Source organism: Secundilactobacillus collinoides DSM 20515 = JCM 1123, assembly GCF_001435975.1.
GTDB classification, from domain to species: Bacteria; Bacillota; Bacilli; order Lactobacillales; family Lactobacillaceae; genus Secundilactobacillus; species Secundilactobacillus collinoides.
Genome location: NZ_AYYR01000054.1, coordinates 65,544 through 91,584, shown reverse-complemented (window position 1 = coordinate 91,584; position 26,041 = coordinate 65,544). Strand labels below are relative to the sequence as shown.

The window sequence follows — 26,041 nt, the reverse complement described above, 5'->3', positions numbered from 1 at the left end:
AAAGACTTGCACAGAAGCGGACTATTTTACAAAATCTAAGCCCAGGATTTTATAAAGCCCAGGATTTTATAAAATAGTCCGCTTCTGCTCCAGTCTTTAACCGGTTTGTTCCACTCTCTCCTAAGATTAACCAAGGAAATAAATTTATACCGCTCTTTCTAGGCCACCGAGCGGAAACGAGCTCCAGAAAGCAGAGACCGGCCACGTAAGCGCCATTAGAGACAAATCCAAGATCGGGATTTGTCTCTAATGGCGCTTACGTTCTGGTCTCTAACCGCTTTCTTCCACTCTCTTACTACTTAACCACACTATCCCGCAACTGACGTAAATGTTCGAATAAAACACCATCCCGCAGACCGCTGTTTGAAAACGTGATTCGGTCTGAATCTAAATAGCGCATCATCAATACCAGTGGGATCAATCCGCCAACAATGATATCCGCGCGGTCCTTGCTCAACCCTGGAATCTGTTTGCGGCCGTCTAAATCACGATCCACAATTTTCGAAAAGGTATTGTCCACAACTTCACGACTCAATTGATAGCCGTGAATGTCTTCATAATCCGAGAATCGGTTGTAACGGCGATCAATCTTAGCCAGGGTTCGATTGCATCCGCCTAACCCGATAATCGGTAAATGCAGGCCATTACGCAACCACCAGACGCCAGACAATAGGTTATTCACGTATGTCATAACGTTAAACAAGTTACTGGCAGGAATCACGTCAGCCGGCAGATAGCCCTGCGTCAGCGTGACGCTGCCGATTGGAATGCTGATCAGATGCTTCACTTTGTTGTTCTGCACCAAAATGATTTCAGTGCTGGCACCTCCCGTATCCAAGATTACAGCGTTGGGCATGGGCAGCGTCTCACTCACCCCAAGGTAATCGTAATAGGCTTCCGTTGTGCCGGGAATCACCTTGAGGTCGATACCCAGTTCAGCCACCTGTTTTAAAAAGGCCTTCTGGTTACTAGCCTGCCGTGTCGCCGCAGTCGCAATTGCCTTCACTTGTACATTTTTTTCCTTATCATAGATTGTTTTAAATTCTTTCAACGCGCCTAATGTCCGGTCGATGGCTTCCGGCTGCAAAATGCGCTCCGCACCCATATTTTCCGACAACCGCACATATGATTTCAGTTGTGTGACCGGCGTTGTTTCGCCATTATCGTCAATTCTAGTCACACTCAGACGAGCCGAATTTGATCCTAAATCAATTACCGCAAAATTTTCCACTAAGCGTCACTTCCATCAGGGTTGGCAGAATCAGACTGATCAGGTGTTTCCGGTTGGCGTTCACCCGCCGATTGCAAACTTGATAACTTATTTTGTTCAGCGCGTGCTTGCGCAAATGCCACTTTCTTTTCAGCGTCTGCGACAAACACCGCTTGCGATTCATTCGCCGGTTTCCCGCCGCGACTAACACGTTTGTAAGTGTTGTCCGCCGCGAGAACCCGCGTCTTAACGTTGTCCGTCCACATAATGTCATAAATGGCCAAAACTCGGTCCCGCAAATCAGACTGTTTCACTGGAAATAGCAGTTCGACCCGCCGATTCAGATTTCGCGTCATCATGTCGGCACTCGACAGAAAGACAGTTTGTTCACCGTTGAAATCAAAGATGTAGATCCGGCTGTGTTCCAAGAATCGGCCAACGATCGAATGCACCGTAATGTTGTCGCTGACGTCCTTAATACCGGTTCGCAAACAACAAATACCCCGCACGATAATATCAATTTCAACCCCCGCGTGCGACGCGCGATACAGATGTGCGATAATTTCCTGATCGGACAGCGAATTCATTTTCATCTGAACGTGGGCAGTGCCGCCGTCCTTTACCACTTGAATGGCCGCGTCCAGTTTTTCATCGATAAAGTCGCGAATGCCCTCTGGTGAGATGTGCAGTTCGTGGAAAAACGGCGGCCGTGAATAGCCGGACAACATGTTAAAGATGTTAGTGGCATCGATTCCCATGTCGTTGTTAGCTGTGAACAACCCCATGTCCGTGTAGAAGTGAGCCGTCGCATCGTTATAGTTCCCGGTTCCCATGTGCATGTACCGGCGAATGCCGTTTTCTTCTCGGCGAACGACCAGCGACAACTTGCAGTGAGTTTTCAGGCCAATCAGGCCATAAATAACGTGACAGCCCATCGTTTCCAATTTTTTAGCCCAATGCACATTATTTTGTTCATCAAACCGCGCTTTAACTTCTACCAAAACGGTAACCTGTTTCCCATTTTGCGCCGCCTGTCCCAAATAACGAATAATTGGTGAATCACCAGATACCCGGTACAGGGTCATTTTAATGGCCAACGTGTCGGGATCACTTGACGCTTGACGAATAGATTCGACAACGGGGTCAAATTTATCGTAGGGGTGCTGCATCAGCCAATCATGTTGACTGATGGCATCAAAAATGTTGCTCTGAGCGGACAGTGCCTTAGGCTGGTAGGCCTTATACTTTGGGTATTTCAGGTCATCATGCCCGTTTGTTTCCTTAACCACGTGCTTCAAGAAGGTCAGGTCGAGCGGCCCTTGGACCTCGTAGATGGCAAACGGCTCAACGTTGAGTTCCGTGGTCAATCGTTTCAATAATTTCTTACTGATACTGCTCTCAACTTCCAATCGGATCACGTCCCCGTGCTCCCGCAGTTTCAACTGCTGCTGGACCTCTTTCAGCAGGTCGGACGTATCCTCTTCAGCGACATCCAAGTCCATGTCCCTAATCACCCGAAAAGCGCTGCTGGATTTAATTTTGTAGTTCACAAACAGCTGACTCACAAATTCTTTGACCACGTCTTCGATTAAAATGAAGGCATTATCGTCATCGGGCAGTCGCAACACCCGCGGAAAAACATCCGGGATCTGCAGTGTGGCGTACAACGGTTCATCGTTGCCGCCCTTCTTTAGCTGAATTGCCAAATTCAGGGTGTCATTTGCGATAAACGGAAACGGTCGTGAGCTGTCATCTGCCATGGGCGTCAGAACCGGATAAAGGTCGTCATGAAAATAGTTCTTAATGTACTGATATTGTTTGTCCGTTAACTGTTTGACCGTTTTCAGATGGATACCTAATCGTTCACAATCCGGCAACAGATTGTCCAACGTCTGGTACTGCTTGGTCAGCTGCACGTGAGCCTTTTGGTTAACCGCTTTTAACTGTTCCTCAGCCGTCATGCCTGACGCCTCTGGTTCCGGGTAGTTGACCGCCGCCAGTTTAGCCAGTGACGCCACCCGTACCATGAAGAACTCGTCAAGGTTACTCTGGGTAATACTTAAAAAAGATAACCGTTCCAAAAACGGGTTGGCCTCGTCACGGGCCTCTTCCAAGACCCGGTCGTTAAAGTCCAACCAGCTGAGTTCCCGGTTCGTGTAGTAATCAAAGTTGTTATAGTCGATTTTCTCGCTCATGTCGAAACACTCCTTTTTGTGTCAGTGTTTTGCGCCCCAAATGTCACCCTGAAAATCAGCTTTCAGGTTGTAACTTGTACTCACCTCTTATAATACCGCGGAACGCCATTGTTTTTCCCGTATTCTGTACTGAAAATTTTCCTGGTTGCATTCGGTGGCAATAAAACTCGTAGAAGATTCTCGTTTTCACCCGAAAACAGAGGGGCTAAACGCTTCGAAAATCACAGGCGAGGCAACGTTTTTGCCTTGTGTTTTGAGCTTATATATATTATAAGATTATTAAATTAGCAAAACCGAATTCTTTCCGATTCTCAAGATGGGCAAACTTCGATATAATAGAGGAACGACTATTGAGAAAGAAGGGATGCACCTTGCTCGTGAAATTCTTGAACATCGACGTTCCAGATCGCTAATTATTTATTTTCGGAAGGATGATTATTTTAATGGCAAACGAAACAGATTCAATTTCTAATAAAACCCCCGACGCGCCGCAGGAAAACACGGACGCCGGACCCAGTCAGCAACAAATTTGGGCGCAGACAACGACCGCATTGGAAGAACAGTGGCACACCAACTGTGAAGATGGATTAACCACCCAGGAGGCAAAGACCCGTTTCAACCAACAGGGGCCAAATGAACTGCAGGCGAAAAAGCCATCCAATTTGTTGCGATTCTTAAAACAGTTTAATAGCAGTATCATCTACATCTTGGCGGCTGCAGCCATCATTACCTTTTTGCTGCATCGGTATTCGGATTCAATCGTTATCGGGCTGGTGATCATCGCCAACGCCCTAATCGGTTATTTCCAAGAAATTTCGGCGGACAACGCACTGGATAAGATCAAGGAACTGCTGGTCTCTGAAAACTACGTCATCCGTGACGGTCAAAAGGTTGAGCTCCCTTCGCGTGAACTCGTTACCGGTGACCTTGTTCAATTGGAAGCCGGCGATTCGGTACCAGCTGACATGCGCTTAATTTCTGCCGATAACCTGAACATCCAGGAATCCGTCCTGACCGGGGAAACCAATTCGGTCGAAAAAACGGAGGATCCGCTTGATGCTGATAGTTTACCGTTAGCCGAACGCAGTAACATGGCATTCGCGTCAACGGCCGTTACCAGCGGTTCCGGTCTTGGTATTGTGATTGCCACCGCGACCCATACTGAAATCGGTAAAATTCAGCAGGACGTAGCAGAGGTCAAGGCTAAGCCAACGCCGCTGATGCAGAACCTGAACCGGCTTGGCTTCGGTTTATCCGTTGCTATCGTGATTGCCGCCGTGCTGTTGTTCGTCCTCGGGATGATCACCCAAGTGTACAGCCTGCCAACATTGCTGATTGCCGTGATCACCATGGTCGTGGGGTCGATGCCGGAAGGATTGCCCGCCAGTACCTCAGTGGTGCTGGCCATGGGGACCCGTCGGTTGACGAAACAGCACGCCATCGTCAAGACGTTGCCAGCTGTGGAAACGTTGGGTGCCGTGGACATTGTCAATACCGACAAGACCGGGACGCTGACGAAGAATGAAATGACGGTCACCGACATTTTGACCAACCATCACGCCTATACCGTTTCCGGGGTGGGTTACGATTCTGAAGGGCAAGTGTTAAACGATAGTGCGCAGCCGGTCAGCTGGCAGGACAACCATGATCTGAATTGGTTAGTCAACATTGCTGGTCAGACCTCTGACGCCGCCTTCCATGAGGAAAACGGCCAGTGGATCTTAGCCGGTGAGCCAACTGACGGTGCCTTGACTGCGCTGTATCACAAACTGACTGGTAGTGAACCAGAATTAAATGAAATTGAATCGTTGCCGTTTGACTCCGCTTTCCGTTATTCAGCACGATTAGTCGACATGGATCAAGAGCGTGTTCTCCTCGTTAAAGGAGCACCGCAGACCTTGATCCGATTGATTCAAGATCACGGCGGGGACACGTCACTCGACCAGTGGCAGTCCCGTTTAGATACGTTGACGCACCAAGGAAAACGGGTGGTGGCACTCGCCTACCAGTCCGTTGCGTCGGATGAAACAGAAATTGAGCCAAACCAAATTGGGGATGGTTTGGTTATCGTTGGGATGGTCGGCATCATCGATCCGCCGCGTCCCGAAGTTGCTAAGGCCGTTCAACAATTACGATTTGCCGGTATTCAAGTCAAAATGATCACCGGTGACGACCCCGATACCGCAGCCGCTATCGCCAGTCAGTTGAACCTGGCGGAAGTGCCAAAGGCCATTACCGGCCCGGAAATTAACGAAATGAGCGATGAAGAACTCACCGCCAAAATCGACACCTACACCGTTTTTGCCCGAACCACACCCGCCGATAAGCTGCGGATTGTCCGAGCACAACAGGCCCGTGGTCACGTTGTCTCGATGACCGGTGACGGTGTCAACGACGCGCCCGCCCTTAAGCAAGCCGATATCGGGGTTGCCATGGGGATCAAGGGAACCGACGTCGCCAAAGGCTCAGCCGATATGGTTTTGGCCGATGACAACTTCACCACCATTTTAACGGCGGTGCGTGAAGGCCGCCACGTCTTCGATAATATCCGTAAAACGATTCGGTTCCTATTACCAACAAGTTTCGCTGAAGGCCTGATTGTGGTTCTGAGCATCCTCTTAGACCAATCATTGCCGCTGTTCCCAACTCAATTGTTGTGGATCAACATGGTCTCCGCGTTAACGATTCAATTCGCGTTCATCTTTGAACCCGCCGAAAACGACATCATGGCGCGGGGACCCCGAGATGTGAAAGCCGGAATTATGAGCAAGTTTGACGTTGTGGAAGTCATTTATGTCTCACTGTTGATCTCCGGTTTGGGGATGCTGGCTTACGACATGCTGGTCAACCACTCGATCACAGCTGCCGTTGGGAGCACTATGACGTTGAACGTGGTCATCTTTGGGAAGATTTTCTACCTGTTTAACCTCCGGAACAACCACCCGGTCATTTCCAAGTACTTCTTCCAAAACAAAATGGCGTTCTATATTATCGGCCTGCTGATCGTCCTCCAACTAGGTATCATCTACCTGCCGTTTATGCAGGGGGTCTTCCATACTACAAGTGTGAACTTCTGGTACGGTTGGGGCATTCCAATCATCGCTGGCTTTGTCGTCCTTGTTGTAACCGAAATCGTGAAACTGTTCCGGTTGCGCTGGGATGATATGCACCAGTCTCGGATGGGTAAATAATTTCTGTAAGAATAAAAAAACAGCGGTTGATTCTCATTTAAGAATCAACTGCTGTTTTTGTGCAAAAAGGGTCGTCTCCTCTGAGTTTAAATCAACTTTGAATCAACATTCTAACTGAATGTTTAGTACTTGAAAGGATTGCTGATTTAAATGCGTCCTCTTTCTAAATTAAGCATTAGAGGATCTTGGAAATGGCTCGTTGTCATTTTTTTACTATGAAAATTCAGCAACCAACTGCTTAGAATCAATCGCTTATTCGTGATGCATGCCTCTTCTGTGTTTGAAAAATCAGGTGAGGTTTAAGAATAAATACGACACCTTTCAGAACAAGCCCCAATTGAATTCAACTTCAGAGATATTATTGATGTCGTAGAATGGTTTACTATGTTAATCAACTTTTCCGATACCTGACTATTCTTCACTATTTCAGTAAACTTCAGTATATTATTCCCCAATCTAAAGTCTCGACAATTGGCAATCACAATATTTTGGGACGCTATTACAGTTACCAATTGTTTGGAAAAAATTCTCTAATACCCTATCTTAACTGGAACGAGACAAGAAAAGTCGGCTACTATCAAATTTATAACAGTAGCCGACGGGTACACTAATTTACTTTTTTATTCAATGGCTATCTTCAACGAAAATAATTACTGATTATACTTTCGTTCCATGATAAGTTGAATAGTCTCATTCATCTTCTGACTATACTTATCATCCTTCAACAGCATCGTGGTAATGTTATCCAGTACAAACATGGCAGCAAACTGACTGTTTACAAAACGAGTATCACTAATGACGCTCGAATTTTTAACAAGAATCGAAACATCTGCCAGTTTAGTTAAAGTACTATCTGCGACACCAGTCAGGCCAACAACCGTCACACCTCTTTTTTTTGCAAGTTCAACCGCATCGTTAACATCTTTAGTTTCACCCGAACTTGATAAAACAATCATCAGATCCAAATCTGACATTACACTTGCATTGATAAACATCATATGACTGTCTACTGTATAGAAAGCAGCTAATCCCATCCGAATTAATCGTTGCGTCATTTCTTGTGCAGAATAACCTGAACTACCTAATCCATAAATATAAATTCGACGTGCTTTTTTTATTAGTGCCACAATTTCATCCAGTTGTTTCGGATTTAATTGATTCCAGGTGCTTTGCAAAACATGTAAATAGATTTCCGAAACACTATTCAATGTTGGACTGCCCTGTGCCATATCGTGTTTTTCGCCAATTTGAAGCGCAAGTTCAACTTTAAAGGAAGAGAAATCAGCACACCCAACACGTCGAACAAACCGAGTCACGGTCGCACTGCTCACTCCAACTGCTTTCGCTAAATCAGCGATACCCATGGTTTGTATTTGTTTAGGATTTTGAATCACTTTCATGGCAATTTTTCGTTCTTGCCGTGAAAGATGAGCCAGTTCAGCTTCCATTCGATCTAAAAGAGTTGTGTCATCTTCCATCGGATACACCTGTTCCCATTAAATCCTAGTTAGTTGTTAACTGCTGCCATAAACCGTTTTGCAATCTCTAAAGGGCGCGTAATTGCGCTGCCAACAACAGTGGCATGAACTCCAAGATCAAGTACTTTTCGTGCTTTTTCAGGTGTATCAACCTTGCCTTCAGCAATGACAGGGTGCTTGGCAATTTCAAGAACTTGTTTTAGATACTCAAAATTGTTTTCAGCAATGTTCATACCGTCTGTATCAGGCGTGTAACCATGCATTGTTGTGCCGATAATATCAAATCCGAGTGCATCAGCCTCTCGAACGTTGTCTAACGTAGCTGTATCAGCCATCAACAAAGTTTCCGGAAATTCCTGTCGAAACTGAGAAACAATTTCTGTTAGTGAATCACCGTTGGGCCGTTTCTGACCGGTAACTTGAGTGGCAACTACCGGAACGCCGGTGGCTGCTACCGCCCGCATTTCTTTGATAGTTGGTGTAATGTAAACACCTGAATCCGGATAATCAACTTTGGCAATTCCAATAATTGGTAATCCTGTTTCATCTTGAATCGCTTGAATATCAACTACTGAATTAGCACGTAATGCTGGAGCACCGGCCATTTTAGCGGCACGAGCCATCCGTGCCATAATAAACGAACTGTGTAACGGTTCATCAGGCAACGCCTGACAAGAAATAATGAGATGTCCTTTCACTGTGTCTAAAAATGTATTTGCCATAATTATATACTCTTTTCGCTATTTTCTGTTTTCCAAACCCCGGATTATTAGTTTTTAAAGTAAGTTTCGTAAATTTTTTTGGCACCTGACGCCATCGCCGGATTAGGTTTACTCATTGGCGCCTTGCTATAGCCAGCGTGAACACCTAACTCTTCAAATATGAGCTTGATCGATGGATACAAATCGTTGTCAATCAAATCCAGAATGAAATCATTAGAAACATTCTGTAATTCAAAAGCCTTCTTAATGTCGCCCGAATCGAAAGCAGCCATCTCTGCTTTTGCACGTTTAGCGTTCAAATTAAAGGTTGAGCCAATTGCGCCATCGATTCCAAGCGGCAATGCAGAAATCAACATTTCATCTGTGCCAAAGTAAATAACTTTATCAGGGAAAGCAGCACGCAATCGTTGCAACAATAAGAAATCGTTATTAGTGTATTTAACACCAATGATTTTCGGGTTGTCAAACAACTTAGTGAATTGATCAAGAGAAAGCGAAACACCAGATAATGCAGGTATTGAATAAATAATAAGTTGCGTGTTTAAGCCTTCCAGAATCATATCATAGTAATTTTTAATTTGTTCGAAACTAAAATGATAATAAAATGGTGGTACGGCTGAGATTGTCTTGTAACCAAGGTCAACAGCATATTTTGCTAACTTTTTGGCTTCCATGACATCCACTGATCCGACTTGGGCAATCAAATCAACTTTACCGGCCGTTTCTTCATAAGCAATTTTATAAACCAATTCACGTTCTTCAGTACTTTGCATGAAGCTTTCACCCGTAGACCCCCCTACGTACAATCCATCAACCTCATTGTGGTCAATGTTATAGCGAATCATTTCCCGAGTTCCTTGTTCGTTAATGGTGTTATCTTTGTTAAATGATGTCATTAATGCAGCATAAAGTTTTCTCATGGTTAAGACTCCTATTGGATTATTTTGTGGTCGGTAATAATCAGCTATTTAATATCAACCGCTGACAACACTGTACGATATGAAAATTATTTTTTCAATATAAAAATGTGAAAAATAATTTCATTTATTCAGTGCAGTGTAATATCGTAAGCGTTTACAAGCACTCAAAATAATTAATATTTTTTGATTTTTCTACCGACACACATTCTTCAAAGGTTTACAAAAACGGAAAAATCGTGTCTAATGACTCCTGTAACTAAATAGAGAAGCGAGATGATTCTTATGGATGACGTCTACTTGGCATTTGATGTTGGCGGCACATCAATCAAGTCGGCCTTAATAAAAAATGATTTCACGATTATTGACCGCAACAGTGTAAAAACTAATCGTAATTTGAACAATGAGATAATAGACTACTTGACTGACACAGCAAGCAGGTACCAACATTTGTATCACGTTGTGGGTATCGGCGTTTCAACTGCTGGTATTGTTGATCAAACAGGAACGATTAGGTATGCGGGACCTACTATCTCGAACTATCAAGGCACAGCAATTAAATCCACATTAGAAACTAAAACCAATCTACCTGTTAATGTTGTAAACGACGTTGACGCTGCGTTATTAGGTGAGCTCCTTGCCGGTAGCGCAAAAGATACCACTAGTGCCTATTGTATTGCCCTAGGTACTGGGATTGGCGGTGCTTTCGCTATTAATGGAAAACTCTATTCTGGTGCACATAATAACGCTAACTCAATTGGATATACTCGCTTTCAACCACAAACAGACACTTACTTTGAACAGCGGGCAGCAACACTGACATTAGATACCGAACTTGCTAAGCTAAATGTCAGTGTCAAAGATGGATTTAATCTAGCAAAGAATGGCAGGCAACCTTATCTGCATATCATTGAAAATTGGATTAATCAAATTGCGACTGGAATAGCCGATATTTTGCTCGTATTAGATCCAGAGGTCTTAATTATCGGAGGTGCTGTCGCCCAACAAGGTAATTATTTGCTCAAACTATTAAACCGCGCACTAACCGTATATATCCCTGCCGATTTGTTTCAAACAGACTTAAAGACTAGTAAATTAGCAAATGACGCCCAACTATTGGGTGCAATTTCATCATTTTTAAAATAAAAGCGTTTACATTTTTAGGAAGACATGCTATTCTACTTTTTGTAATAATCAGCCAATTAAAAATTAACCGCTACATCGTCCTGAGATTTGAGGTCTTAGGGGGTTGTAGCGTTTTTTGTTTTTATAAATGAGCGATTTTTATGAAAGAAGTGACCATCATATGCATGCTTCAATTAATACTGCTATCTTCCTAACCAGCATTCAAAATGGTAATACTCAAAGCGATTGTCTTTGCACACTTGTGAATCAACCGATTGACAACATTGAAGTACGGGGTGAACTATTTGATACCACAACTAAGGATCAAGAATTAAAAGCAATTGGGCAACTTTGCCATGATAATCACTGGGGTCTTTACTATTCTATTCCTGAAGAACTTTTCTCAAATGGTCAAATCAATGAAAATCTAGCAGAATACCTTTACATGGCAGATCACTATAACATCAACGGGCTGAAAATAAGTTTAGGTGATGGCACCGATATTAAGTCGATTACTCTTAAACGACTGTCAAAACAGCTACAAACAAGTAAGGTTAAGCTAACAGTTGAAAATCAACCTAATTCCAATTCAGAAATGCCAGCCTTTACCGAGGCTGTTCATCGCTTATTGACCCTAGTGCCAGAACTAGGCTATACATTTGATTCAGGCAACTGGTACTGGATCAATCAACGTCCAGAAACCGCATTTGATTCCTTGGAAGATGTCACTTCAGTATTTCACTTAAAAGATATCGAGCATCAAGAAACTGTTATGCTCGACCATGGTGAGACTGAATGGCGACCAATGTTAAACAAACTAGATAGAAATGTACCGGTATTTTTAGAATACGAAATTGACTCAAATAAAATCAATAATCAAATTGAGTTGGTTAATGACGCACTAAGTCAGCGTTAATATTATCGATTTCATTCAATTAGAAAGTAGAGGCCAACGCTATTATGGTTAAACACAGTTTTGGGACACTCAATTGGATTGTCCTAATTGCTTACCTGATCATCATGATTTTTATCGGAATGAGCTTTAGTAAAAAAAGTCAACAAAGTTCTCAATCATTTTTCAAAGCCAGCAACAGTTCTGTACCTGCTTGGGCAGTTGGATTTAGCATTTTTGCCACAACCTTGAGTGCAATCACCTACATGTCTACACCAGAAAAATCTTTCTTAACCGACTGGGCATATGCATTTGGTAACTTGGCTATTTTCCTAATTGCGCCAATTTTGATTCATTTTTATATTCCATTTTTCTCAAAACTTAATGTTACAACCGCCTATGAATATTTGGAATTTCGTTTCAATCCGTTCTTAAGAGTCTTCAGCAGTATTCTCTTTGTCCTATTCCACATTGGTAGAATTGCCATTGTTATCTATCTTCCAACCGTGGCCTTAGACTCCATCATTAATATTAATCCCTACTTAGTAGCTGCCCTTATTACAATATTGTGTATCATTTACACATACCAAGGCGGAATGGAAGGTGTCATCTGGAGTGATGTTATTCAAGGCATTCTGTTATTAATTGGGGCCGCATTGATTATTTTCTTTGCCGTTCACGGTACTCACGGCGGAGCAGCGACAGTCGCGAATGACATTTCAACAAAAGGTAAATTATTAACAAAAGCGGACTTTGCTTGGAGTGTCACTAAATCTACCGTCCCAATCATTTTGCTAGGTCAGATTTTCAATACACTTTATCAATACACCGCTAGCCAAGATGTTGTTCAACGATACACTACGTCTACAGATAATAAGCATATCGCAAAATCTATTTGGACTAATGCATTGCTTTCACTAATTACGATTCCATTATTTTACGGAATGGGCACCGTACTATACAGTTTCTACAACCATGGTGGCCAGTTACCAGGAGGTTTTAACACAACGGCACTAGTCCCTTACTTTGTTCTGACAGAAATTCCTGCTGGAGTGGCCGGTCTGATTATTGCAGCTATTTTTGCCGCATCACAAGCCACTATTGCGTCTAGTTTAAATAGTACTGCCGCCTGTTTAGTTACTGACTTTCAACAAAGGTTCATGAAGGATAAAAGCGATAAGATGAGTATGCGTATTACCCACTTAAGTATCCTGATCTGTGGGACTCTGGGATTGATTGCAACACTTGTCCTCATCAAATTGCATAGTTCTGATATGATTGATAAGTATCTTGGCCTCTTTGGTTTGTTTGGTGTTCCAATTGCTGGAGTGTTTGCCTTAGGAATCCTTAGCCATCGTGCCAATGGATTTGGGGCAACAATTGGAATGCTTGTTACCACCGTTATCTGTTATGTCATTCAGTTAAATGGTATTAATGCACTATTTGTCAGCATTGTTGGTTTTCTTGGTGCTATGATTTTGGGTTATGTTTTCAGCTTCTTGAAACCAGGGCACAAACAAGATATCACTGGATTGACTTACAAAACAATCAATGAAGAAGTTAAACGGTAATGACAAAAAAGCGAACCTAAGTAGGTTCGCTTTTTTGCATCTAACAACGGCCACTGCCACCCTTATTTCTAATCACATACCGCATACCTGACTGTCACCACTAAAAATACCGTATGTTCGCACAAATAAAGTGTTCAGTGCACCGACATTTGAAATTGTTCATGTCGATTGATGGAATCCACCGTCACCGTTTCGCCATCTGTAATGGCGTCACACCAAAAATCACCGTGCAATTGATCAAAAAATTTGAATAGATACCCATTATTACCATCAGGGGTCTTGCAGCGCTCCACAAGACCTGCTGTCCCGTCAGAAAGTTTTACGGGTTGTTCTGCGTCAGTTTGATGTACAAACAAAGTTGTCATCTCACTCACCTCCACTCTTAGTGTAGCACCTTAACCACCTAGCGAGGACGTAAACGAGAATATATTTCTTCTTTTACTATTAGGAAATAAAATTATATTTTCAATCTAACCACTGACAAACCGCTAAAATGCTACTCTCATCAGCAGTTTAGCGGTATACTTTACACTGTTTGAATCATGATAATATTACTCACTGACACCGTAACCAATCGCAAATAATCGAGGCGAACCATGAAGAATCAAAAAGATGCTGGGCAAGCTATTTCAATGTTGGCCAATAAGATTCGGCGCCAACTTGATAAATTTGCCAGCAAATATGAATTCAGCGGCACCCAGGGTCGCGTTCTGCTCTACATTCTGGCCCAAAGCCGCCTGCACCCCGTTTTTCAAAAAGACATCGAGGTCGAGTACAGCTTGCGGGCACCAACCGCGACCAACATGCTCAAGGAAATGGTCCGGAAGGGCTTGATCAATCGCCAGCCAACAGTGTATGACAACCGGCTCAAACAGATTATCCCAACGGAAAAGGCACACCAGTTTGAAACCCAGATTCTCGCCGACATCAACGGCCTCGAACACCGGTTAGCACGTCACATTACCGCCGATGATCTCAATACATTCTTAAACGTTGTCGACCAGATGCTAGTCAATTTATCCGATTAAAAACCGTTTTGTGCAGTCGCTAAGATTGCCCAAAACGGTTTTTTAGTGTTGCTTTCAACGGTCGCCACAACGCGTGCAACCCAAAGGCTGAAGCAAATGACAACAGCCAAGTCGCAGCGTAAGTCAAGAGAATGCCCCAAAACAAATGCGCCTGCATGACCGTTTTTCCAACCTTCAGCCAAACCAGTTGTTCCCAGAAAACGTTCGATAAAAAAGCTTTATAGGCAAAATTAGCAAACCGGTGAATCCAAATTGTTACTGGCCGTTGCCACCGAATCTGATAACTGCCCAACGCCGCCACTAAGCCAATGACCAACAGATCATAAAGGACCATCACCGGGCGGTAGTACGGCGCGTTCGTGAGCTTGACCGGAAAGTCAAACGCAAACAAATCGCGGTTGACCCAGTAATAAGCTGCCAGTGCTAGCGCCGCTAATCCCAGCCACCAGCGCTGCAACCATGGCATGATCCAGTTGCGAAACGACCACGTTAAGGTACCGAAGATGCCATAAATCAGGAAGCTGAGAAATACCCGATCCAGTATGTACCAGCTGTGCATGTGCGGCCCATGGAACACCTGAGTGTCGTAAATCAGCAGCCATCCCAGCGTGAAAAGGACAGTGCCGCCAACAATGCGCCACGCCCGTTTTGCACTGACACCGCACCACCGGGCCAGCTTCCAAAACAGCGGCATGAGCACGATAAATTGCAGCATCATCGTGTTGTACCACAGATGCGGTGCGGCATTTCCGTTGACAAACCGCCACACAAAACCGCCCAACGAGTGATACCGCGTCCCTTGCTGTACCCAGGGCATGACCAGCAGATAGAGGCTGGTCCACCATATTGTGGGAACGAACAACCCGTGCCACTGTTTGCGTAGATAGTCGTTATAGGGGCGCACCGGCCAAAGCGTTTGGTGCATGGTCGTGTAGAGAATCCCGAAGATAAACGCCGGTGCGGTAAATTTCACTAAATTGTAGGCAAACCCAATGCCCACTTGCGCCGCGTTACTGGGGTTCAGCGTTAGGGCTAGAGCCAGTATCGGCTGCAGCATAACTGCTGTACACGCTGTTAATTTTAAATAATCACCCACGTCAGCTTGAATTGCTGCTGTCTTAGCCACTTCACGATTCACCCCTCTCAATCCGATAGATAGTGCCTATTATACCGCAAGTGGCAAACCTGTATGGTGGTCAACGGGTGTTTCGAATATTTTGAAAATTCCAGAAATTCAAAAACACAGTATCCCGTATTTACGCCTTATAATAGACATAATACAACTGAAAGGGAGCTTAAGGATGATATCTAAATTAGGGAAAGTATTGCTTGGTGCCGTCCTTGGTCTGGGATTAACGCTTGGGGGCGTCACCCAAACTACTGCCCACGCGAAAACAACGCAGGCAGTCACTTGGTACAAGCAGTGGCAAAAAGACTACGTCGGCGGAAAAACTGAAAAGTACGTCCGCAACAATAATGGCAGCGGTGCAACCACTGTCGTTTCAGAGGGTCAGGGCTACGGCATGCTAGCCAGTGTGTTGGCCGCCAAGAAAGGTGCCAGTACGCACACCACCTTCAACGCGTTCTATCGCTACTACCGGGCGCACCGAATCTCCAGCAAGATTCCGCTGATGTGTTGGCAGCAAACCATGCGTTCCGGCCATTTGACCAGCACCGGTTCACAACGCAACAGCGCCACTGACGGTGACCTGGACATCGCCTACGCACTGATCCTGGCTGACAAAGAATGGGGCAGCAAGACCGTTAACTATAAGGCGGCTGCCAAGAATATTTTAACAGCTATCAAGAACTACGAAATCAATACAACCACCTACCTGCCAAAGGAAGGTAACTGGGCCACCAGCAGTTATGATGCCAGCAAGCTGCGGACATCTGATCTGATGGTCGGCTATTTCAAGACCTTCGCCACGTACACCAAGAACAGCACGTGGACAAAAGTGGCAAGTCACAGCAAGACAGCAATCAAAAAATTGAGTGCCCGCCATTCAACCGGCCTGTTCCCTGACTTCATCTTCGCAAAGGGCAGCACTATCAAGCTCACCGCAGCCAAAGCCTACGAATTTGAAAGTGCCACCGATGACCAGGTCGGCTACAACGCCTGCCGGGTGCCATGGCGACTGGCACAAGCCTACTTGTTGGCCAAGGACAGCACTTCTAAAGCGGCACTAAAGAAACAGCTAACCTTCTTCAATAAGAAATCTAAGATCACGGCCGTTTACACGTTGAGCGGTAAAGCCGTGAACAGCTATGAAAACACTGCCTTCACAGCACCAATCAACATGGCAGCACGAACCTTGAAATATACCTCATTAGCAGCCAAAACAAAGAAACAGCTGCCAACAACAATTGAAAAAAAGAATTACTACTCTGCCACATTGCAGGTTGTAACCGCTTTGGAATAGGCGCTGAATGAATAGCAAGCCATGAACGACAAGAAATTCACTGCTTGCTGTTTTTTAGTTATGTGATCACCTCTGTGACGCAGTTATCGAATCAGGTCAGACTTATATCAGCGCATTTTTGCTTTATTCTTGTTGAAAGTAGTCATCATTTAGTTTCCGGCGGGTAATTTTGCTTACTAAAAATAATAATGCCTAAAAATCGTGGTAAAATAAAAATTGGATCAGGTGTTATTATTAGTGTTAGATTGCTAACATATTGGCCTTTTTACTACCGAATCAATCAATCTTAAACAAGTTATTCTTGACTACACAGCTGTGAGAGCTTAAAACAGACATATCCCTACCAAATGTTTCAAAAAGACATTTTGAACACAGTTTCATTGCAAACGTAATTAATTCTTAGTAATTATTTTAGGAAGGGTTAAGACTAACCGTCCATAATCGGACCTAGTCAAATTGATCAAAGGACGGCGACATTATATTATGGCAGGCAAAAGGAAAACAACAAAGCATACGGCGACGAAAAAGTGGGTATTAATTGGTCTCATCGCCCTCATCGTTGTTGGTGCTGGAGGAGCAGTCGGTTATGCCAGCTACTACAATCAGCGGTTTAAGCCGGCTAAGATCAACGGCATCACAGTTACAAACATGACTGCGAGCCAAGCAGCAGATAAAATTAATTCAAGTGATTCGTCAACCAGCAGCAACACCATTAACGTGGCCAAGTCAAAAGTTGACGTCACAACAGCCGAGGTCAGCAAGTTATTACAGAAACGTAATAACAACGGCCACGCCTTAGAGACTGCGTCACTGACAGTTTCAAAAACGGTCAGCACTTCCGATTACAATTACCGGATAAACACCCTCTTACCAGCGTTTAAGGCTAAAATTGAGGCCATCAACGCTAACCGGACAAAGCCGGTTAATGCTAAGGTCACCTATTCAAACGGCAAGACGACCGTCTCTAAGAGTCAAAACGGGACTGCCTTGGATGAGGCGGCAATGGTTAAAGCATTCAAGTCGCAAGCGAAGACGGACTTGGAGATCAACGTTAAAAAGACGATTGATACACCAGCGACAGCCAACAGTTCAGCGATCAAGACAACTAAGTCGAACTTACAAGCCTTGTTGAACCGAACCGTAAAAGTCACTTACGGCAGTACTACTTGGCACTTTAAGGCCAGCGACTATCTGAAGAGCGTCACGGCAACGGTTGACGGTAAGTACACGTACAATAGTTCCACGCTGTCGACGGAGATTGCCAAGTTGGCTAACGAACACGATACCAAGGGTAAGTCGTTCAGCTACAAGACACACAGCGGCAAGACCATTAAGACCAAGGTCGGCAGCAGTACCTATGGCTGGTCGATTGAACAGACCAAGTTGAAGGATGCCATTCTAGCAGAGTTTGAGAAGTCTAGTCCGACAACGCTGAACCTGAAAAACTATGTTTCAGGACTTGGCTATGGTAAGTCGGGTGTCGGCGGTACGCGGGTCGAAGTCAACTTGAAGACGTTGGAAGAATACGCCTACGTTGATAACAAGCTGGTCTTCAGTACGCCAGTGATGTCCGGGACCGTTACCGGGAGCGACAAGACGCCACAGGGTGTGTTCTACGTGCTCTATAAGCAACGTAACGCAACGTTGCGTGGTGAAAACGACAATGGGACATCCTACGCTTCGAAGGTCAAGTACTGGATGCCGTTTACCGAAGATGGTGTTGGGCTCCATGACTCTTCATGGCAACCAAGCAGCGTTTACGGGAACGTCAGCGACCGGAGTGAATATCACTCTCACGGCTGTATCAACAACCCGCCTTCGAAGATCAAGGCACTCTGGGAAGTTGTTTCGACCGACGAACCAGTTGTCGTTTACTATTAGTACCACTTAACTTCATGGATTTTAAAAACGACTCCGAAAACGGAGCCGTTTTTTTTTGGCACAGACGGGGCTTTTACAGGCTCTTTTTGACACACTGCCTATTCAGCTGCTATGGACACAGGTGCCCTTGAAACAGCGCCTCAGTTCCAAAAAAGAGTCTCTCAACACGTTTACTTCTCCGATTGAAGTACGCGATAAGAGGCTCTTTTTTGAGTGTCTAATTAAAGGCCAATCCCAGCTTGCCGATGCGTTGGCAAGCTTCTGTAAACCGGGGTTCATCGATCAACAATCCGACCCGAACGTAGCCCTCGCCTGCTTCGCCAAATCCGTTACCTGGTGCAACCGCAACGGCCGCCTTTTCAAGCAACAGATCAGCAAAACTTTCACTAGTATAGCCTTTGGGTACCGGCATCCATGCATAGAAGGCACCACCAGAGTGGTACGGTTCCCAGCCGATTGCCCGAGCGGCTTTGAAGAACTGGTTACGCCGTTTTTCGTACAAAGCGACTAGGTCATTTACCGTGCTTTGGTCACTATTTAAAGCCGTGATGGCCGCTTTTTGAATCGCCGGGAAGACGCTGACAAATAAGTGGTCTTGAATCAGATTGATAGCTTCAATCAAATCTGGGTTTCCAGCAGCAAAACCGATCCGCCAGCCGGCCATGTTATAAGCCTTCGACAGCGTGTTCATTTCCACCCCAACATCCTTGGCACCAGGTGTCTGCAAAAAACTGATTGGTTTGTGGCCATCGAAACCAATTGGTCCATAAGCGAAATCATGGACAATGCCAACTTTGTTTTGTTGTGCAAACGCAACGGTCTTCTTAAAGAACTCTGGCGTTGCAACCGCACCGGTAGGGTTGTTAGGGTAGTTCAAATAAAGAAGTTTGGCCGCCTGCGCAATTTTGGGGTCAATACTGTCATAATCTGGCAGAAAATCATTGGCTTCGGTCAGTTTAACGAGTTCCAGTTTGACCTGAGCCAACGCTACGCCGGAGAGGTAGTCAGGATAACCTGGATCTGGCAGCAAAAGCGTATCACCAGGATTTAAAACGGCGAATGGCAGTTCAACCAAGCCAATTTTAGAACCGCCCAAAATAGCAATCTCTTTTTCCGGATCCAATGTTACCCCGTATTCACGCTGATAAAAATTAGCGGCTGCCTGCTTTAATTCTGGGTCGCCGCGAAACTGTGAATACTTATGATTTTCGGGTTCAGCCGTTGCGTCCTGCATTGCCTTGACAACAAAGTCGGGCGTTGGTTGGTCAGGATTTCCTTGACCCAGGTTAATCACGTCCGCACCCGTTGCGACTTTCGCGTTCACTTTTTTAACTAAACTAGCAAAAAATTGTTTTGGCAGGTGTTGCAGCACCTTTGATTCTTCAAATTTCACTGTAAATACCCCTTTCGATTAGCGTTAGCCCAGAAATAAAAAAAGGCCTTTATCAAAAAAGATAAAGGACGACATTGCCGTGGTACCACCTTAATAGTCCGGACTGAACCAGACCACTCAAGATCACGGTAACGGGTGACAACCGCTGTCGGCTAGGAAACTCCTCACCAACCAAATACGGAGAAGACCATCTTCTTAAGTCACCAGGATCGTTTTTCAGCAACCAACGACTCTCTATGTACGAGGTGAATTTAATACTCATCTTCTGAGCTAACTGGGTACATTATGAGGATATGGTGAGAAAAAGTCAAGAACGTGAAACAAGGTGGTTAAGGAGCGACGTATAAGCGAGTCTGCACAAAAAAGACCGGGGCAGACTTTTTTGTCCAAACGCCCTTATGCAGTGGCTCTTTACCTGTGGAACGTGTTGCCGTTAGTCCACCGATAACCACCCGGCGAGATCACCCTTCAACCGCTACTGCACAGGCCCGTAAAACACGCCTATAAAGTCGACTTGAAATTGCTGTGACAGTTAGTCCAACCGCGCTCGTCAAAACGCCAGCAGCAACGTCAAACGTTACCGTCCAAGTGACCCTGGTCACCCCGCAGTGTTCAAAAAAGGTCAGTTGTCCGTTCATTGTTTTAGTACCAGGAACCCGGCGTTTTAGTTTATACCGAAGTAGCTCGTTATACTTTGCCTCAGTCGTTTCTTCTTGCAACCAACCGGCAACGGTCACCAAATTACGCAACTTAACTGAACTATGGTGCCATTTAGAAAAGAACACTAACTGGGGCGCAATGTCGTGATCAGAATCAGCTAACCACGCGTAGCAATCGCCAACCGGTGCGTGAATCCACTGCCGCACACTTACCGTTTTTTTCATAGCGACTCCTATGCTTTCCAGTCGATCAGACCATTTTGGTAAGATTTTTCTTCCAGTAACAAGCTCAGGGGATATTGTTTTAGTACGGTGTTGAAATTAGTCTGCGCTTCTTCAAGCACGTCACCCGCAATCGTTTTACTCTTCTGGATGTGGGCAACGTTACCCGGAAAGACTTTCTCAGCAAGGTGCAAGTCTGGAAACTGCATGTCGCCAACGTTATCAACTGCTTGCGCAATATCAAAAAAGGTAATGGTCTCCACCGACCGTTTCAACGTGTAACCGCCGTCCTTACTAGCATTGGAATTGATAATGTCAGCAACGACTAACTTTCGTAAAATCTTCTTTAAATACGAGTCTGACACCTCCAACCGTTGACTCAACACCAGACTCTTCACCGGTGTGTGATTCTTTTGAAGAGCCAGCATTAACGTCACGTAAATGCCCTGCTCAACGCTCTTACTTATTTTCATGTGACTGCTCCTTAATCACTGTTTTTCAAGATAATAGGTGCTGATACTTCGCAAATTCAGGATGTGCTTGCAGTAACGCTGCCCGTTTTGCCGGATTCTTCGCCAGTTCTTTTAATTGGTCGAATTCCGACACTTCACTTAGTTTACCACCGGGGTAAAAAATTTCAGCTTGATTTCTGGCCTCTACTGCTTTCAAATAAGCCGAGGCAACCTTTTCCGGTGACATTTCTGGGCCAAGACCGGAAATACCTTGAATCGTCATTAGTCCAACATAAACGCCAGACGTGGCTACGGAATCATGCAACGCTAAGGCATAACTTCTTAACGCAGCCTTGGACATTGCCAGCGTGGTTGTGTACATGCTTGGATGCCAAGCCGCCCCGCCACCGGTAATCAAAATCGTTCGTGGATGTTCGGTGGCCAAATACTGCTGGCAAACGTCCACACAGGACGTAACATTCGTGTGCAACCGTGCGTCAACGGCTTGCGGTGCGGTATGAATTGGATCATCAGGCGCGGTGATGCCAACGTTGTAAATGACCTTATCCACATCCGTTTCTGAAGCGAATAGCGTTTCGACTTGTTTATGCTCATTGACATCAACCACAAAGTAACTAACCTCTAAGCCTTGACCAGTTAGTGCGGCTTGATAAGCCTTTAATTTTGCCTCGTTGCGTGCCACTAGAATCACCGTATCGCCACGTTGCCCAAATTTTTTGGCCAGTGCCAACCCAAAACCTGGACCGACACCAACGATCATCGTTTTTGTCATTCAGCATCCCCCTTAGTACTGTAATAATTTAGTCAATAACTCATCAACGACAGTTTCGACCTTCACTGGTTTCATATTCGGAAACACCGCCCCGAATATCTTCAACAGCGGCACCATTTTCGTCATGGAATCCTGCCGATCAGCACCATACACGAGTGTTGGTTCGACAACTGCCAACGGTACCGAACTAGCTTGAAGCTGACCGATGAGGGTCCGTTTAGTATTAACAAAAGCCTTGGCGCCAAGCCGACCGCCAATGAACCCCATGGCCTTGGCATGGTGCGTTTCGGCCAAAAATTTCATCAATAACGCTGGCTTGTCATTCACTTCGATTGAAGTCGCGGCGTCCTTTTCCGGCCGACCCACCAAATCAACGATGTAGTCGATCTGGTCAGGAATTTCAGCACTCACCGCCTCTCGGTCATTTATATCGATTGCACTATTCATGATTTGAGGCATCTCAAGCTGATTATGGCCTGACCGCGACAGGACGTAGAACTGGGCACTTGGATCGATTGCCGCCCAAGCAGAGGTGAGCGAACGGCCAATATACCCGTTACCGCCAATTAAAATAATTTTTGAGGTCATGGAAGGTTCTTCTTTCGTAGATTTATTTTATCCATGGATATAAAATATCTCCAGAATAGTGATTTGTCAAGCGGCCTGCTTTATTCTCGAAAAAATCCCAGCATTGTCTACTAGGTATAGCTAACAACGCTGGGTTTAAATGACTCATTTATTGAAAATTTAGCTGCTAGATTGAGGATTTTTCGCTCGGTAAAAAAAATCAGTGCCATCGGTTGGCACTGAAACTAGCGCTTATTGTTTGTGATTCATTTTGTCGACGTTGCGTTCGACAGCATTTTGAAAACGTGTTCCGGGATGCAATGGACTGCTGCGTCGTGAGCGCTTAATTGACAATCAGGATTGGTTTTGTGATATTTTGCATTGTAGAAGATTTTGTAACGTGTGGGACATCAACGTCCGAGAGACAACCCGCTCCGTCCCTTAACCGCCTTGTTTCGAGCACTTACAGCAACTGATTCAATTCCTGTCCTCGAACGCTTCTTACACCTTCCGTGATGACGAAGGCATCCGGGTCGATTGACTGGACAATTGGTATCACCAGTGTCCACTGCTGGGGTGTACAGATGAAGTACAGCACTTCTTCATCCGATTTACTGTAAAATCCGCTCGCCTTTAACATCGTGACGCCGCGGCCGATATTTTCTGACAGGGCTTTCGCAATTCGCTGGTTCTGATTGGAAATAACCATAATGGCGCGTTCCGTTCCCAACATATCTAAGTATTTGTTCAACACCACTGCTGATATATAGAGTTCGATCACCGTCAGCAACATATTTTGAAACCCGATAATCAGCCCCGATGGGATGGCAACCATCAGGTCAAAACACAGTGTTGCCGAACCGTTGCGGACACCGAAATAGCGATTCAAGATTTTAGCTAGAATTGTGCTGCCGGCAATCGTACCTTCTGCTCTGAAAATCAATCCCATCGAAAGTCCCATCAAAACACCGCCGAATATGGCTGCAATCAGTGTTTGACTGGTTTTATAAGGAAAGAACACGGGCACTTTAAGAAAAATCGAGATCCAAATAACCGCCCAAAGTGTGTAAAAAACAGTACTCTTCTTCAAAAATCGAAATCCAATGATGACCAGAATACCATTGAGGACGAAGTTGGTGAGAGCCGGTTGAATGTGCAGCGCGTAATAACCTACAGTGGTCAGACCGGTCACCCCGCCTTCCCCGATGCGGTTGGGAATCAGGAAATAGTTAACCGCCACGGCGTACACCATGGCACCAAGAATGATATGCAAACCGTTTTTGATAAGTTTAATTGACATTGTTCGTCTCCATTTTTGTGATTCAAGCCACTGTTCCACGTGAAACACCTGTATGTAAAAAATGGCACTACCGCACTCACCGTTCGCGAGGTGTTGGCAGTACCAACTTAAGCTTTTGATTTTGCCTTCATGGCTGCCGCTAACCGGTTCTTTGCTGCCAGCCAGTACAAAATCGACTGAACCGCCTCGTACTGCAGAACCGTCGATTGTGACGCCTGCCCCAGATCAATACTGTTCACGCTGGCAGGCTCTAACTGCGGCTTAGCAGCCTGTTCGTTAAACATCTTCACGAAGTTATCGTATCCTTGCTGAGCATTGGCGTCAGAGAGAATCCAGACTAGTGCCTGTTTGATCTCGTCCAGCGTAAAAACGTTTTTCAGTAACCCGACGACGATTGCACCCGCAACGTGTTTTTGAGAATATCTTTTTTTAACTGGCGGAATAATGATGCCCGCCTTAAAATAGTTATGCATCATCGTTTTCGTGATCGCATCGCCGATAATCGGCTCCAGGTACATATTTGTAATATCTAATAACTGATCCAAATGCAGGCTCAAATGAGGCAGCTCGGCCCACAATGGCAGTCTAATGGCTGTTTGCTCGTTGGACACCGCAATGCCCCTCCTTTAATGCGGCAGCGCACCCACCTGAACGGCCATTCCCACCAAACCGGGACCCGTGTGGACCCCCAACGCTGGGGAAACATCCCCAGTCAGTATGGGCTGGCCAGGTAATTTTGTTTCAAGGGTGTGCACTACCTGATTCAGTAACTCGGGGTTAGCACCTTGAGTCACGGCAATTTGAAACGGTGTTCCTGACTCACAGTGACTTAGCGCCAATGCAATCATTTTTGCCACCGCCTTATTTTCCGTCCGTGCCTTGGCCACCGGATAGTAGATGCCCTGTTCATCACAGGAAATCACCGGTCGGATACTCAGCATGGTGCCGACTAGCCCCGCTACCCTTCCAATTCTACCACCCGCACGCAGATATTTTAACGTAGGAATATAAAAATACACGTGACTTTGTGTAACAGAATCTTCAACGGCCTTAACCACTGTGTCATAATCCAGCCCGGCCCGAATACATTTTTCAGCAAAGGCAGCCTGCAAACCAGCGCCAATGCCAATGCTTTTGGTATCGATAATCGTGACGGTCGCATCCTGACTGACAGTAGCTGCGTGATTAAAGACCGTATTGGTCACTGACAAGCCGCTGGAAATCGTGATGCCGATAATCTTGTCATACCCGCGTTGTTTGAGGCGTTCGATTCGTTGTTGCACCTCACCAATACTGGGGCTGGCCGTCTGTGGCATACTATCAGAGGCTGCCTGTTTTTCGTAAAACACACTCGGGGTGATCGTTTCCCGATCCAAATACTGCACGTCACCAATCATCAACGTCAGCGGTACCACCTCGATGTTATCATTGGCGGTCAACACCTCGAGGGGCACATCTGCTGCCGAGTCAACCAGCAAGCCAATTCGCGAATTCATAGCACATTCTCCATTCAATCTAGTCTTAAAGACTATTTACGTAGTATTCTATACTACTTTATCGAAAAGTCAATTTTAAACCGCGGTGACCTTGCGGCACGATGCTGGTTATGGTTGCCATTGAGACGATGTTAGGGTATCCTAGAGTCAAGAAGTTTGTTTATCATTTCACGATATATTTATTGACACCGTTTCCTTGAGTTGCTATGACTGATTGGTCTAAAAAAACGTATTCAGTCATTGCCCCTTTTAGGTCGTATTGGCCAGTTTCTGACAATCTTGTACAAAATATAAACGGGTTCGATTGAATGCCAGTCTTCGTTGCTCTTTTTTGTCACTTTCGAAAATAATTTCAAACAATTATAATAAATGAGTTGAATTTTTTGCCATCTCTTATTATAATGAATGCGTTAAATGGTATATTTAAACGTGAGATCAGTGTGTCACTAAAAAATTAAAAACTTTTGCTCAAGCCCGATGAGACCTTCTTCGAGCACACGACCCGTACATGTGTAAAAGACATGTT

The 26,041-nt window shown here is 45.1% G+C and carries 22 protein-coding genes and 1 other annotated feature; of the genes, 7 read left to right on the top strand and 15 right to left on the bottom strand.

Features of this window, described 5'->3' with window-relative positions:
- Positions 1-295: 295 nt before the first annotated feature.
- Positions 296-1,231, bottom strand: a complete 936-nt coding sequence (locus FC82_RS09890) for a Ppx/GppA family phosphatase (RefSeq protein WP_056996892.1) — start codon at positions 1,229-1,231, stop codon at positions 296-298.
- Positions 1,231-3,393 carry an RNA degradosome polyphosphate kinase gene (locus FC82_RS09885; protein WP_476707416.1) on the bottom strand — a complete coding sequence of 721 codons (2,163 nt, stop codon included), beginning with the start codon at positions 3,391-3,393 and terminating at the stop codon, positions 1,231-1,233. The genes FC82_RS09890 and FC82_RS09885 overlap by 1 nt, the downstream gene beginning before the upstream one ends.
- A 455-nt stretch (positions 3,394-3,848) precedes the next feature.
- Between FC82_RS09885 and FC82_RS09880 the strand changes: the two genes are divergently transcribed.
- Positions 3,849-6,596: an HAD-IC family P-type ATPase gene (locus tag FC82_RS09880; protein ID WP_056996890.1), complete on the top strand. Its 2,748-nt coding sequence runs from the start codon at positions 3,849-3,851 to the stop codon at positions 6,594-6,596.
- Positions 6,597-7,246: 650 nt separating this feature from the next.
- Here FC82_RS09880 and FC82_RS09875 read toward each other — a convergent pair.
- From FC82_RS09875 to FC82_RS09865, 3 genes are read right to left on the bottom strand one after another with little or no spacing between them, the layout of a single operon-like run.
- Positions 7,247-8,074 carry a MurR/RpiR family transcriptional regulator gene (locus FC82_RS09875; RefSeq protein WP_056996889.1) on the bottom strand — a complete coding sequence of 276 codons (828 nt, stop codon included), beginning with the start codon at positions 8,072-8,074 and terminating at the stop codon, positions 7,247-7,249.
- A gap of 29 nt (positions 8,075-8,103) precedes the next feature.
- Positions 8,104-8,796 (bottom strand): N-acetylmannosamine-6-phosphate 2-epimerase, encoded by a 693-nt coding sequence (locus tag FC82_RS09870; protein ID WP_054759763.1) that lies wholly within the window; start codon positions 8,794-8,796, stop codon positions 8,104-8,106.
- Positions 8,797-8,843: 47 nt separating this feature from the next.
- Entirely contained in the window at positions 8,844-9,716 is an 873-nt protein-coding gene (locus FC82_RS09865; protein WP_054759761.1) for an N-acetylneuraminate lyase, read from the bottom strand.
- Positions 9,717-9,998: 282 nt separating this feature from the next.
- Here FC82_RS09865 and FC82_RS09860 point away from each other — a divergent pair, with 282 nt between their 5' ends.
- From FC82_RS09860 to FC82_RS09850, 3 genes are all read left to right on the top strand, one after another.
- Complete coding sequence (locus FC82_RS09860) at positions 9,999-10,859, top strand: ROK family protein (RefSeq protein ID WP_054759778.1); 861 nt, start codon at positions 9,999-10,001, stop codon at positions 10,857-10,859.
- 160 nt (positions 10,860-11,019) lie between these two features.
- Positions 11,020-11,754 (top strand): sugar phosphate isomerase/epimerase family protein, encoded by a 735-nt coding sequence (locus tag FC82_RS09855; RefSeq protein WP_054759776.1) that lies wholly within the window; start codon positions 11,020-11,022, stop codon positions 11,752-11,754.
- Positions 11,755-11,798: 44 nt separating this feature from the next.
- Positions 11,799-13,301: a sodium:solute symporter family protein gene (locus FC82_RS09850; protein ID WP_056996888.1), complete on the top strand. Its 1,503-nt coding sequence runs from the start codon at positions 11,799-11,801 to the stop codon at positions 13,299-13,301.
- 134 nt (positions 13,302-13,435) lie between these two features.
- Here FC82_RS09850 and FC82_RS09845 read toward each other — a convergent pair whose 3' ends face one another.
- Positions 13,436-13,666, bottom strand: coding sequence for a hypothetical protein (locus FC82_RS09845; RefSeq protein WP_056996887.1), 231 nt, complete (start codon positions 13,664-13,666; stop codon positions 13,436-13,438).
- Positions 13,667-13,897: 231 nt separating this feature from the next.
- Here FC82_RS09845 and FC82_RS09840 point away from each other — a divergent pair, with 231 nt between their 5' ends.
- Positions 13,898-14,329, top strand: a complete 432-nt coding sequence (locus FC82_RS09840) for a MarR family winged helix-turn-helix transcriptional regulator (RefSeq protein ID WP_065101514.1) — start codon at positions 13,898-13,900, stop codon at positions 14,327-14,329.
- Positions 14,330-14,348: 19 nt separating this feature from the next.
- Here FC82_RS09840 and FC82_RS09835 read toward each other — a convergent pair whose 3' ends face one another.
- Complete coding sequence (locus tag FC82_RS09835; protein WP_056996886.1) at positions 14,349-15,455, bottom strand: acyltransferase family protein; 1,107 nt, start codon at positions 15,453-15,455, stop codon at positions 14,349-14,351.
- 175 nt (positions 15,456-15,630) lie between these two features.
- Here FC82_RS09835 and FC82_RS09830 point away from each other — a divergent pair, with 175 nt between their 5' ends.
- The gene (locus tag FC82_RS09830) at positions 15,631-16,752 is read left to right on the top strand and encodes a family 8 glycosyl hydrolase (protein WP_054759758.1); all 1,122 of its coding nucleotides are present in this window, start codon (positions 15,631-15,633) and stop codon (positions 16,750-16,752) included.
- 483 nt (positions 16,753-17,235) lie between these two features.
- Entirely contained in the window at positions 17,236-18,633 is a 1,398-nt protein-coding gene (locus tag FC82_RS09825) for a L,D-transpeptidase family protein (RefSeq protein WP_056996885.1), read from the top strand.
- Between the two features lie 217 nt (positions 18,634-18,850).
- Here FC82_RS09825 and FC82_RS09820 read toward each other — a convergent pair whose 3' ends face one another.
- The 8 genes from FC82_RS09820 to FC82_RS09785 all read right to left on the bottom strand — a co-directional run bounded on the left by FC82_RS09820 (position 18,851) and on the right by FC82_RS09785 (position 25,515).
- Positions 18,851-20,026, bottom strand: a complete 1,176-nt coding sequence (locus FC82_RS09820; RefSeq protein ID WP_056996884.1) for a pyridoxal phosphate-dependent aminotransferase — start codon at positions 20,024-20,026, stop codon at positions 18,851-18,853.
- 61 nt (positions 20,027-20,087) lie between these two features.
- Positions 20,088-20,306, bottom strand: a binding site (T-box leader).
- Positions 20,307-20,487: 181 nt separating this feature from the next.
- Complete coding sequence (locus FC82_RS09815; RefSeq protein ID WP_056996883.1) at positions 20,488-20,910, bottom strand: hypothetical protein; 423 nt, start codon at positions 20,908-20,910, stop codon at positions 20,488-20,490.
- An 8-nt stretch (positions 20,911-20,918) separates the two neighbouring features.
- Positions 20,919-21,380 carry an RrF2 family transcriptional regulator gene (locus tag FC82_RS09810; protein WP_056996882.1) on the bottom strand — a complete coding sequence of 154 codons (462 nt, stop codon included), beginning with the start codon at positions 21,378-21,380 and terminating at the stop codon, positions 20,919-20,921.
- 25 nt (positions 21,381-21,405) lie between these two features.
- Positions 21,406-22,152 (bottom strand): SDR family NAD(P)-dependent oxidoreductase, encoded by a 747-nt coding sequence (locus FC82_RS09805; RefSeq protein ID WP_056996881.1) that lies wholly within the window; start codon positions 22,150-22,152, stop codon positions 21,406-21,408.
- Positions 22,153-22,164: 12 nt separating this feature from the next.
- Positions 22,165-22,740 carry an NAD-dependent epimerase/dehydratase family protein gene (locus FC82_RS09800; protein WP_054759748.1) on the bottom strand — a complete coding sequence of 192 codons (576 nt, stop codon included), beginning with the start codon at positions 22,738-22,740 and terminating at the stop codon, positions 22,165-22,167.
- A gap of 442 nt (positions 22,741-23,182) precedes the next feature.
- Positions 23,183-24,019 carry a YitT family protein gene (locus FC82_RS09795; protein WP_054759746.1) on the bottom strand — a complete coding sequence of 279 codons (837 nt, stop codon included), beginning with the start codon at positions 24,017-24,019 and terminating at the stop codon, positions 23,183-23,185.
- 107 nt (positions 24,020-24,126) lie between these two features.
- Positions 24,127-24,630 (bottom strand): DUF1836 domain-containing protein, encoded by a 504-nt coding sequence (locus tag FC82_RS09790; protein ID WP_054759745.1) that lies wholly within the window; start codon positions 24,628-24,630, stop codon positions 24,127-24,129.
- Between the two features lie 15 nt (positions 24,631-24,645).
- Positions 24,646-25,515, bottom strand: coding sequence for a DegV family protein (locus FC82_RS09785; protein ID WP_056996880.1), 870 nt, complete (start codon positions 25,513-25,515; stop codon positions 24,646-24,648).
- Between the last annotated feature and the right edge of the window lie 526 nt (positions 25,516-26,041).